The organism is Nocardioides sp. (assembly GCF_047606145.1).
GTDB lineage: Bacteria > Actinomycetota > Actinomycetes > Propionibacteriales > Nocardioidaceae > Nocardioides.
In genome coordinates this window covers 1-11,884 of record NZ_JASGET010000086.1, presented here as the reverse complement: position 1 = coordinate 11,884, position 11,884 = coordinate 1, and the positions used below count along the sequence as shown (strand labels likewise).

Annotated in this window: 8 protein-coding genes; 7 read left to right on the top strand and 1 reads right to left on the bottom strand. The window is 71.9% G+C overall.

The window, feature by feature from the left end; genetic code table 11:
• The 6 genes from QM638_RS10590 to QM638_RS10565 all read left to right on the top strand — a co-directional run.
• The coding region (locus QM638_RS10590; protein ID WP_415141938.1) for an FtsK/SpoIIIE domain-containing protein at positions 1-3,207 on the top strand (3,207 nt) is incomplete at its 5' end.
• Positions 3,208-3,363: 156 nt separating this feature from the next.
• Positions 3,364-3,639 (top strand): WXG100 family type VII secretion target, encoded by a 276-nt coding sequence (locus QM638_RS10585; protein WP_415141937.1) that lies wholly within the window; start codon positions 3,364-3,366, stop codon positions 3,637-3,639.
• A 171-nt stretch (positions 3,640-3,810) separates the two neighbouring features.
• Complete coding sequence (locus tag QM638_RS10580) at positions 3,811-5,115, top strand: hypothetical protein (protein WP_415141936.1); 1,305 nt, start codon at positions 3,811-3,813, stop codon at positions 5,113-5,115.
• Positions 5,112-5,993: an Abi-alpha family protein gene (locus QM638_RS10575; protein ID WP_415141935.1), complete on the top strand. Its 882-nt coding sequence runs from the start codon at positions 5,112-5,114 to the stop codon at positions 5,991-5,993. The genes QM638_RS10580 and QM638_RS10575 overlap by 4 nt, the downstream gene beginning before the upstream one ends.
• Positions 5,994-6,163: 170 nt before the next feature.
• Positions 6,164-8,749, top strand: coding sequence for an ATP-dependent chaperone ClpB (gene clpB, locus QM638_RS10570; protein WP_415141934.1), 2,586 nt, complete (start codon positions 6,164-6,166; stop codon positions 8,747-8,749).
• A gap of 249 nt (positions 8,750-8,998) precedes the next feature.
• Complete coding sequence (locus QM638_RS10565; protein WP_415141933.1) at positions 8,999-10,000, top strand: hypothetical protein; 1,002 nt, start codon at positions 8,999-9,001, stop codon at positions 9,998-10,000.
• A 60-nt stretch (positions 10,001-10,060) separates the two neighbouring features.
• On the opposite strand, the gene QM638_RS10560 is transcribed toward QM638_RS10565, so the two are convergent.
• The gene (locus QM638_RS10560; RefSeq protein WP_415141932.1) at positions 10,061-11,215 is read right to left on the bottom strand and encodes a pyridoxal phosphate-dependent aminotransferase; all 1,155 of its coding nucleotides are present in this window, start codon (positions 11,213-11,215) and stop codon (positions 10,061-10,063) included.
• Positions 11,216-11,351: 136 nt separating this feature from the next.
• On the opposite strand from QM638_RS10560, the gene QM638_RS10555 reads away from it, so the two are divergent.
• Positions 11,352-11,884: hypothetical protein (locus QM638_RS10555; protein WP_415141931.1), on the top strand; the 533-nt coding region annotated here is incomplete at its 3' end.

The following is an 11,884-nucleotide window of genomic DNA, read 5'->3' as shown; positions in this document are numbered from 1 at the left end:
GTGGCCGGTGCGCGCGCGGCGCGGCTCGGGCTGGCCCGCGCCATGCTCGGCCAGCTGGCGGTGCTGCACTCGCCGGCCGACCTGGACATGGTGCTGCTCGCCGGCGAGGCCGACGCCGAGGCGTGGGGCTGGATGCGCTGGCTGCCGCACGTGCGTGCCGACCTGGGCGACACCGAGGTCGCGCACGTCGGAGTCGACCAGGAGTCCACCGGCCGGCGGATCGGTGAGCTCGTCGCCATCCTGCAGGAGCGACTCGCGGCGGCCGAGGATCGCGGACGTTCGGGCGCGTCGCTCGGACCCTGGCAGCCGATCCTGGTCGTGCTCGACGGCGCCCGCCGGCTGCGGCTGATGCCGGGTGTGCCCGATCTGCTGCGGCTCGGAGGGTCGGTGCGCATGTTCTTCCTGTGTCTCGACGAGGACGAGCGGCTGCTGCCGGAGGAGTGTCGCGCGGTGGTCGACGCCGGCCGGCCGCAGATCGTCGTACGGCGCAGCGAGCGGATGCCGGTCGAAGGGGTTCGACCCGACCTGCCCGATGCCCGCTGGGCGGAGCTGCTCGCCCGCACGCTGGCCCCGATCCGCGATGTCAGCGCCGTGGGGGAGAGCGGATCCCTGCCCGGCTCGTCGCGGCTGCTCGACGTACTCGGTCTGACCCGGCCGAGCGCCGAGTCGATGGCCGAGCGCTGGGCCTCGGTCGGCCGGACCACGACCGCGGTGATCGGCGAGGGTGCGGAGGGTCCGTTCGCCATCGACCTGCGCCGCGACGGCCCGCACGGGCTGGTGGCCGGCACCACCGGCTCGGGCAAGTCCGAGCTGCTGCAGACCATCATCGCCTCGCTCGCGGTGAACAACCGCCCCGACGAGATGAACTACGTGCTCATCGACTACAAGGGCGGCGCCGCCTTCAAGGACTGCCACCGGCTGCCGCACACCGTCGGCATGGTCACCGACCTCGACGGCCACCTGACCACCCGGGCACTCGAGAGCCTCGGCGCCGAGCTGCGGCGGCGCGAGCACCAGCTGGCCGCCGCCGGCGCCAAGGACATCGAGGACTATCTGGCCGCCAAGGAGCCCGGCGATGCGCCGATGCCGCGGCTGCTCATCGTCATCGACGAGTTCGCCGCGCTGGTCGCCGAACTGCCGGAGTTCGTCAACGGCCTGGTCGACATCGCGCGCCGCGGCCGCTCACTCGGCGTCCACCTGATCCTCGCCACCCAGCGTCCCGCCGGCGTGGTCAGCGCCGAGATCAAGTCCAACACCAATCTGCGCATCGCCTTGCGGGTCACCGACACCGGCGACTCCGCCGACGTCATCGAGGCCCCCGACGCCGCCCACATCGCGAAGTCCACTCCCGGACGCGCCTACGCTCGGCTCGGTCACTCCAGCCTGATCGCCTTCCAGTCCTCGCGGGTGGGTGGCCGGCCCCGGGGTGAGGACCAGGTCGCCGACGTCGAGGTACGCCGCATCCGGTTCGAGACGCTGGGGACCCCGGTCGAGCGCGGCGCCGACCAGGACGAGGAGGACACCTCGGTGCCCACCGACCTCGCCACCCTGGTCGAGGCCACCCGGGAGGCCAGCGAACGCAGCGGCATCATCGCGCCGGTGACCCCGTGGTTGCCCGCGATGGGCGAGAGGATCACGCTGGCGGAGGTGCTGGCGGAGTTCCCCGCCGCGGTCCCGACGCCGGAGCAGATGGTGATCCCCTTCGGGCTCACCGACATCCCCGCCGAGCAGCGCCGCGACGTGGCCACCGTCGACGTCGCCCGCGGTGGGCACCTGGCGATCGTCGCCGCGCCACGCGCCGGTCGCTCGACGCTGCTGCGCGCCATCGCCGGTGCCATCGGCGCGTACCTGAGCCCCGAGGACGTGCACGTCTACGGGGTGGACTGCGGCAACAACGCGCTGCTGCCGTTGGTCGGCCTGCCCCATGTCGGCGCCGTGGTGGCCCGCGACCAGACGGACCGGATGGACCGGCTGGTGACGCGGCTGCGCGCGGTCATCAGCGAGCGTCAGCAGGAGTTGGCGCTGGGCGGGTTCGCCGACGTGACCGAGCAGCGGGCCGCCGTACCGTCCGAGCGGCGACTGCCTTACCTCGTGGTCCTCTTCGACCGGTGGGAGGGCTTCTTCCAGGCCTACGACGGTCTCGACAGCGGGCGGCTCGTGCAGGCCTGGCAGCAGATCCTGCAGGAGGGTGCGGCGGTCGGGATCAAGGTCGTCATGACCGGCGACCGCACCCTGTTGATGGGGCGGATGTCGACCCTGCTCGACGACAAGTTCATCGGCCGGATGACCGATCCGAGCGACTTCGGCGTCATCGGGCTGAGCGCGCGCGAGGTACCCGCCACGATGGTCGAGGGTCGCGGGTTCCGCTCCGAGGGGCTCCGTGAGACCCAGGTCGCGCTGCTCGCCCCCGATCCGGCCGGGACGGCACAGGTCGCGGCGCTGCAGGCGATCGCACGCGAGGCCACCGAGCGGCACCCGGCGGTACCGCGAGAGCGCCGCCCGTTCCGGCTCGACGTCCTCCCCGTCCGGGTCACGCTGGACGAGGCGAGAGCGCTGGGCGAGCAGGAGCTCGGTGCCTCCGCGGTGGTCGTCGGCGTGGGCGGCGACACCCTCGGCCTGCGCGCGCTCGACGCCGTCGAGCACGGCCCCGCGCTGTTGGTCACCGGCGCGCGTCGTAGCGGACGGTCGACGGTGCTGCGCACGATGGCGACCTTCGCCCTGGCGGCGGGGTGGCACGTCGCGGTGGTCACGCCGCGGCTGAGCCCGCTGCGCGACCTCGCCGGTGCCGACCGGGTGCACGGGCCGTACGACGCCTCCTCGGAGGAGAGCGAGGTGAGTGAGGTGCTCGCGACCCTGCGCGCCGCCGACGGCCCGTCGCTGGTGCTGGTGGACGACCTGGAGCTGGTCGGCGCCGATGGCTGGCTGCCAGGAGTGCTGGAGAGCCACCTCAACGAGATCCGCGACAGCGGCTCGGTCCTGGCCGGGGCTGGTACGCCGAGCGAGATGGGCAGCGTCTACCGCGGCCCGATCGTGGCGCTCAAGCGCTCGGGCTCGGGGGTGATGCTCTCGCCGCAGAGCACCACCGACACCGACATGTTCTCCGCCCGGGTGCCGCGCTCGCTGATCGGGCAGTCGCTGCCACCGGGCGGTGGCTTCCTGGTCCGGACCGGGGCCGTCGAGCGGATCCAGGTCATCTGGCCGGAGTAGGCGGTGGTCGTCGGCGCGTGGATCGCGGCCCGACTCGCCTGACCGCACGGACACGCGCGGACACATAGACAAGCGGCGCCGCTCGTGCCTAGGCTGACCAGCGTTGTGACGCCATTCTCGGGTGCACAACGGAACCACAACCACGAAGGGGGAGCCATGGCGGAAGTCGGAGCCGATCTCGAGACGATGCGGAACCTTCACAAGGGTCTCGACGAGCACGCCCAGAAGGCGATCGACATGAAGACGGGGCTGGACGGCCACTTCAGCAACACGGTCTGGAAGGGCACGAACGCCGACAAGATGCGGCAGGCGTGGGAGGAGTTCAAGCCTCACCTGGACAAGCTCCATCAGTCGTTGAGCGAGGCGAAGGACGACGTACGCACCCAGCACAACAACATCGCCGCTGCGACGGGCGAATCGGTCTCCATCTGAGTGATCGAAGCTGCGACGGGCCGGGACACGATGTCCCGGCCCGTGATGCGTCCGCGCCAGGGTTCCGCATCCCACCGGCCCCGACATCCCGCCGCCCGGAGCCGAGCCGAGGCTACTCGGCGGTAGGATCGCCCGCGTCGGCCGGGGAGGGCTGAGCGAAAGGGACGTGGCGTGTGGCCCGAGTGGCTGCGTGAGTGGGCGAATGACGTCGAGTGGCTGCACCTGGTCACGGTGCCGCTGTTCACCGGCGTGGTGGGCTGGCTGATCAACTGGTCCGGGCTGTACATGCTGTTCTTCCCGCTGCGGTTCCGCGGTGTGCGCGTCCCCGGGCTGAAGGAGCTGGTGAGCGTGCTGCCGCGCAAGCTCCAGGAGGTGCCGGGGCTGGCCCAGGGCGGCATCGGCTGGCAGGGGATCATCCCCGCGCGGGCCGCCAAGATGGGCTCGATCGCCGTCGACAAGGCGATCGCGAAGCTCGGTACCCCGGGTGAGTTCTACGAGCAGCTGGAGCCGGAGAAGATCGCCGCGCACATCGTGGAGACGTTCCGTCCCGAGGTGCCGGCGATGGTCGAGGAGACGATGCTGCGGGAGTATCCGCAGCTCTGGGCGGACCTGCCGCAGCCGGTCCGGGACCTGATCGTGCTGCGGGTCCAGGAGCAGCTGCCCACCATCGCGCATCGGGTCACCAGCGACATCGGCACCCATATCGACCAGCTGCTGGACCCGAAGCTGATGGTCATCGAGCACTTCCGCGAGGATCCGGAGGTGGTGGTGCGGATCTTCCGCGACTTCGGCCAGCGCGAGCTCAACCTGATGGTCGCCTTCGGCTTCGTGTTCGGCTTCCTGCTCGGGATCCCGGTCGGCGTACTCGACTCGGTGGTGCGGCAGCCGTGGCTGCTGCCGGTGATGGGGGTGGTGGTCGGCTGGGCCACCAATCTGCTCGGGATGTGGCTGATCTTCTCCCCGGCCACGCCGCGCCGGGTCCTCGGCGTCACCGTGCACGGACTCTTCCCCCGCCGGCAGGCGCAGGCGGCGGAGGTCTACGCCCGGATCATCGCCGACGACGTGATCACCCTGGAGCGGATCGGCGATCATCTGCTCACCGGCCCGCGCGGCGACGCCACCCGCTACCTGATCACCACCGCCCTGCTCCCCGCCGTCGCGCTGGCCGCAGGCCCCTATCGCGGCGCGGTCCGGGTGGTGCTCGGCCCGGACCGGTTCGACCGGATCAGCAGCTCGGTCGCCGAGCGGGCGGCGGAGCGGACGCTGGCGCCGTTCCAAGACCACGAGTTCAGCCAGGCGCAGGCCGAGCGGATCCGGCAGCTGGTCGCCCGCCGTACCGGCGAACTGCCGCCGCCGGACTTCGTTGACATGATGCGCTCGGCGATCAAGGAGGACGAATGGATGCTCTACGCCCACGGGGCGATCATGGGACTGGCCGGCGGCTTCCTTCACCTGGCGATCTTCGGAGTGGGGTGACGCCGACGATCGAGGAGCTGCCCGGGCTGGCGCGAGTGGCGGCGGTCGCGGCCTGGCACGCCGGCCAGTGGGGCGCGCGTGCCTACCTGCGCACCGGACTGCGAGCCGCCCGCGCGGTCGTCGACGCCGAGGAGCGGGCCGAGCTCGCCCAGGACGCGGTCGACGTGGTCGGCGCCTTCTCCGAGGTCGCGCGCTCGTTGGCCGCGGGTACGCCGCCCACGCTCGGGGAGCTGGTCGATCTGGTCGAGCACGCCACCGACCGGGAGCACGCCGGCCGGAGCCGGGATCTCGGCGGGGGTGGCGACGCGCCCGACTCCGAGGCCGACCTGCGCCGCCGCGGCGCGGACCTGCTGGAGCGCTCCCGCGATGTGTGGAGCGATGAGAGCGGCCATCCGGCGTACGCCCGGATCCTCGACGAGCTCGCCCCCGACGAGGCCCGCATCCTGCTCCTGCTGCTGCAAGGTGGCCCGCAGCCCAGTGTCGACGTCCGCACCGGCGGTCCGGTCGGACTGGTCAGCAGCCAGCTGGTCGCCCCGGGCCTGTCGATGATCGGCGCCCGCGCCGGAGTGAGGTACGGCGACCGGGTGCCGGCGTACCTGAACAACCTGTTCCGGCTCGGCCTGGTCTGGTTCTCCAAGGAGGCGTTGCGGGACTCCGAGGAGTATCAGGTGCTGGAGGCGCAGCCGGATGTGCTGGCCGCGCTGCATGCGGTCAAGTTCGCCAAGGTGGTCCGGCGCAGCGTGCACCTGACCCCGTTCGGGGAGGGCTTCTGCCGTGCCACGCTGGTGGAGCCGGATGTAGCGAGCGAGGAGTTCCCCCAGCACTCCTCGCCCGAGCCGGCCGAGGCGACCGAGCCGCCGAACCCCTCGCGTTCCTGATCGGCGGCGCAGCTCGGCCCTCCTCTCACTCCTCTGAAATAATGAAACTTGAGCGGAATGCACTCAACTTCTAGGGTGTTGGACTAGATGAGGAGCCCACGCCTGGCCCATCCTGGGATGCAGGCCCGCCGGGCTCGGAAGTCAGCACGCGCCAGAGGAGTCGCCCAGCCATGAGTCAGTTCACGGCCGACAAGTTCACCAACCGCAGCCGTGAGGCCATCGAGGCCGCACAGCTGGCCGCCACCACCGCCGGCAACACCACCACCGAGCCGATCCACCTGCTGGTGGCGCTGCTCGACCAGACCGACGGCACGGCCCGCTCGATGGTCACCCGCTCGGGTGCCGACGTCGATGCTCTCGCCGTGGCCGCCCACACCGCCCAGGAGGGGCTGCCGCATGCCTCCGGTTCGACGGTGCAGCAGCCGGCGGCCTCCGCCGCGCTCACCCGCGTGCTGGCCGGCGCCCTCACCCTGGCGCAGTCGATGAAGGACGAGTACGCCGCCACCGAGCACCTGCTGATCAGTCTCGCCACGGTGGACAGCTCCGCCCGCACGCTGCTCACCGACGCCGGCCTGAGCGAGAAGGGGTTGCGCGAGTCGCTGGTCGCCGTACGCGGGAACCGGCGGGTGACCAGCCAGGATGCCGAGTCCACCTACGAGGCCCTGGAGAAGTACTCGGTCGACCTGACCAAGGCCGCCGAGGAGGGCAAGCTCGACCCGGTCATCGGCCGTGACTCCGAGATCCGCCGGGTGATCCAGGTGCTCTCTCGGCGTACCAAGAACAACCCGGTCCTCATCGGTGAGCCGGGCGTCGGCAAGACCGCCGTCGTCGAGGGCTTCGCCCAGCGGGTGGTCGACGGCGACGTGCCCGACTCGCTCAAGGGCCGTCGGGTGGTCTCGCTCGATCTCGCCGCGATGGTCGCCGGCGCGCAGTACCGCGGCCAGTTCGAGGAGAGGCTCAAGTCGGTGCTGGAGGAGATCAAGGCCGCCGAGGGCCAGATCATCACCTTCATCGACGAGTTGCACACCGTCGTCGGCGCCGGCGCCGGCGGTGACTCCGCGATGGACGCCGGCAACATGCTCAAGCCGATGCTCGCCCGCGGCGAGCTGCACATGATCGGCGCCACCACGCTCGACGAGTACCGCGAACGGATCGAGAAGGATCCCGCGCTGGAGCGCCGCTTCCAGCAGGTCTTCGTCGGCGAGCCCAGCGTCGAGGACACCATCCAGATCCTGCGCGGCATCCAGGAGAAGTACGAGGCGCATCACGGGGTGCGGATCACCGACCAGGCGCTGGTGGCGGCCGCGTCCCTCTCCGACCGCTACATCACCGGCCGGCAGTTGCCGGACAAGGCGATCGACCTGGTCGACGAGGCGGCCTCCCGGCTGCGGATGGAGATCGAGTCCTCCCCGGAGGAGATCGACCAGCTGCGTCGGCAGGTGGACCGGCTCAAGATGGAGGACTTCGCGCTCTCCAAGGAGACCGACGACGCCTCCCTGGAGAGGCACGCGGTGTTGCGCAAGGAGCTGGCCGACAAGGAGGAGGAGCTGCGCGGCCTGGAGGCCCGGTGGGAGCGGGAGAAGTCGTCCCTGGAGGGCGAGGGCGAGTTGCGCCGGCAGATCGACGCGCTGCGCAGCGATGCCGACCGACTGCTGCGCGAGGGCAACCTGGAGAAGGCCTCGGAGATCAACTACGCGCTCATCCCCGAGCTCGAGCGGCGGCTGGCGGCGGTCGTCGAGACCGAGGACGAGCCGACCGAGAAGCTGGTCGGCGAGGAGGTCGGCCCCGAGCAGATCGCCGAGGTGGTCGAGGCCTGGACGGGCATTCCGACCGGGCGCATGCTCCAGGGGGAGCAGGCCAAGCTGCTGGAGATGGAGCAGGTCATCGGCGAGCGGCTGATCGGCCAGCGGGAGGCGGTCGTCGCGGTCGCCGATGCTGTCCGGCGCTCCCGGGCCGGCATCGCCGACCCCAACCGGCCCACCGGCTCCTTCCTCTTCCTCGGCCCGACGGGCACCGGCAAGACCGAACTGGCCAAGTCGTTGGCGGACTTCCTCTTCGACGACGAGCGGGCGATCGTCCGGATCGACATGTCGGAATACTCCGAGAAGCACAGCGTCGCTCGACTGGTCGGCGCGCCTCCGGGCTACGTGGGCTACGACGAGGGCGGCCAGCTGACCGAGGCCGTACGCCGCCGGCCGTACTCGGTGGTGCTGCTCGACGAGGTCGAGAAGGCGCATCCGGAGGTCTTCGACATCCTGCTGCAGGTGCTCGACGACGGCCGGCTGACCGACGGCCAGGGCCGGACGGTGGACTTCCGCAACACCATCTTGATCCTGACCTCCAACCTGGGCTCGAACTTCCTGGTCGACACCAACATGGAGCCGGCGCAGCAGCGTGCGGCGGTGATGGGAGTGGTCCGGGCGAGCTTCAAGCCCGAGTTCCTCAACCGTCTCGACGAGATCGTCACCTTCGAGGCGCTGAGCACCGAGGATCTGGCCAAGATCGTCGACATCCAGCTGGGCCTGCTCGAGCAGCGCCTGGCGGTGCGCCGGATCGGCATCGAGGTCACGCCCGCCGCGCGGGAGTGGCTGGCCCGGACCGGCTACGACCCGGCGTACGGCGCGCGGCCGCTGCGCCGGCTGATCCAGAGCGCGATCGGCGACCGACTGGCCAAGATGCTGATCGGTGGCGAGGTCGCCGACGGCGGCCGGGTCACCGTGGACCTCGGCGAGGACGGCCTGGTCCTCATCGCCTGAGCAGGCGCGGCGGCCGGGGTGGTCACCCCGGCCGCCGCGCATCGGACGAAGCCCTCCGACGGGTGCTGTCTTGGGTGCTGTCTTGGGTGCTGTCTTCGGGCGCCGTACTCCGGGCACTTCGCGCCGACTCGATGTCCGCCGAGTCGGCGCTTGTCGTACGCGGGGGAGCGTCGAGTCGGCGCTTGTTGGACCATCAAGCGCCGACTCGGCGGTGTGGGGATCGCCTGGGACACCTGAGACAATGACGCGGTGAGCGAGGAGAAGCTGCCGCCGCGGCCGTCCCAGGTGACGCTGGCGTCGTACCTGGTGATCGGCGGCTGCGCACTCGCGGTGGTCCGGGTCTTCGAGACGATCCGCAGCCTGCACAGCCTCGAGACCCGCCAGTCGGTGAGCGACCTGCTCGCCGACGCCCCGTTCTCCGGGAGCGGACTGAGCGTGGGGGACGTCCTCGACGCCATCCACGTGCTCGCCCTGGTCGCCGGGGCGTGCGCGGTGACGGCCGCCATCCTGGCGGGCTACGTGCTGCGCGGCGACCGGCGGGCCCGGGTGGCGCTCAGCGTGGTCGCGGTACCGCTGCTGCTGGCCGGCCTGTCGACGGCGGGGTTCTCCTCGACGTTCGCCGCCGCCGCGGTCGTGCTGCTCTGGCTGCAGCCCGCCCGTGACTGGTTCGACGGCGTGGTCCGGGAGGCGCCGCCGGCGCCCGCGCCGCCGCCCTCCTCCGGACCGACGCCACCCTCGCCCCCGATCGCGCCGCCACCTCCCCCGCCACTTCCCCCGCCGGCGCCGCTGCGTGGTCCCACGGCTCGGCCGGGGTCGCGTCCCGGCGCGGTGGTCTGGGCCGCCGTGCTCACCTGGATCGGCACCGGACTGACCGCCGCCGGCATGCTGGTCTCCGCGCTGGTGGTCGCCGCCGACCCAGCGCCGGTGCTGACCGAGGTGCTCAAGCGCGAGCCCAGCCTGGCCGACCGAGGCGTCGACGAGCACATGCTGGTCGCCACCATGTGGGTGGTCGCCGGGGTGGTGCTGGTGCTCTGTGCCAGCGCGGCCGTGTTGGCGCTGCTGCTCTGGCGCCGGGTCGCCTGGGCGCGTACGCCGCTGGTGGTGCTCGGCGTGCTCGCGACCCTCGCCGCGCTGGTGGCCACGATGAGCTCGGGGCTGCTGGTGCTCGGCGTCGGGATGACGATGGCGACCGTCGGCCTGCTGGTCAGGCCCGACGTGCGGGAGTGGCTGACCGGCCGCCAGCCGCGCTGACCCGACGTTGATCCGCCCGATCGAGCCCGATCGAGCCCGATCCGGCCCGATCCCCGCGGGTCAGGCGCGCAGCTCGGCCGCACACAGGCGTCGCAGCGCCTCGGAGAGCACCTCCGGCCGCTTGCAGAACGTCCAGCGCACCAGGGTGCGGCCGGCCTCGGAGTCGTAGAAGCCCTGCAGCGGGATGGCCACCACACCGGCCCGCTGTGGCAGCGCACGACAGAACGCGTTGCCATCGGTCCAGCCCAGTCCGCCGATGTCGGTGACGGCGAAGTAGGTGCCGTCCGGGACCGTCACCTCCAGGCCGAGGTCGCTCAGACCCCCGCAGAGCAGGTCCCGGCGAGCACGCAGGTCCTCGGCCAGCCGACGAGGCCACTCGTCGAGCTCGTCCAGCGCGTAGGCGGCCGCCGGCTGGAGTGGCGCCCCGGAGGTGAAGGTGAGCCACTGCTTGGCCGCCAGCACCGCCCCGACCAGGTCGGCCGGACCGGTGGCCCAGCCGACCTTCCAGCCGGTGAAGGAGTAGGACTTCCCGATGCTGGACAGGGTCAGCGTGCGCTCCCACATGCCCGGCAGGGTGGCGATCGGAACGTGCGGCACGCCGAAGGTCAGATGCTCGTAGACCTCGTCGGTGATCACCCGCAGGTCGTGCTCGATCGCCACTTCGGCAAGGGTGGCGAGCTCGTCCGGGCGGAGCACCGTGCCGGTCGGGTTGTGCGGTGAGTTGAGCAGGATCAGCCGCGTCCGGTCGGTGACCGCGCGCCGTACGGCGTCCTCGTCCAGGCGCAGGTCGGGCGAGCGCAGCGTCACCGGCCGCCGTACGCCGCCGGCCATCTGGATCATCGCCAGATAGCTGTCGTAGTACGGCTCCAGCACCATCACCTCGTCGCCCGGCTCCACCAGGCCGAGCATCGCGGCGGCGATGCCCTCGGTGGCGCCGGTGGTGACCACCACCTCGGTGGCCGGGTCCAGGCTCAGCCCGTAATGTCGCTGCTGATGTCGCGCGACCGCCTCTCGCAACGCGGGGATGCCAGGCCCCGGTGGGTACTGGTTGGCACCGTCCCGCAGCGCCCGCACGGCCCGGTCGATCGCCTCGTCGGGACCATCGACGTCCGGGAACCCCTGGCCCAGGTTGACCGCGCCGGTCCGGGCGGCCAGAGCCGACATCTCACTGAAGATCGTGGGTGGGATGCCGTCCAGGCGGGTCGCGCGGCGCATGCGGCAACGGTAGACGCCCCGGTGCTCGGCCGGGGGCACGATGGCGTGTCTCGGGGCTCTCGGGGAAGATTGGTGCCATGGCATACCCGACCGGGATGAGTCGACGTCCGTCAAGGCGCCTCCGCAGAGTCTCCGCATGAGGGCAGTGACCGAGGTGTTGCCGGCGGTGCTGTCGGCCGCCTCCGTCGTGCTGCTGGCGCTGCGCTGGGGAGCGTGGCGCTGGCTGGCGGTGGCCGCGGCGGTGCCGACGCTCGTGGTCGGGCTCGGCGAGCCCGGCATCGCCTTCCCGGCCTCCCTGCTGGTCTCCTCCTTCGGGCTCCTTCTCGGCGCCTGGCGCTGGCCCGCGGACCGTGCGCTGCTCGGCTCGGCCGGGCTCTTCGTCGTGCTCGGCGGCGGTCTGGTGACGGTGTGGGGGCCGGACGACCACCAGGCCGTGCACGACGCCTGGCAGTGGGCCGCGCTCGGCCCGTGTCTCGCCCTGGTGCTGGCGGCCGCCGCCGGCGCCGGCCGTGCCCGGCGTGCTCCGCAACGCTGGGTCGGCGCGGTGATCGCGGTGGTGGCGCTGACGATCCTCGCGGTCACCGGCACCACGGATCTGCTGGCCGCCTGGCTGCCCGCCGCCGCGGCGCTGGCGGTGACGGCGCTGCTGCGCGGCGGCCGTGGCCGGGC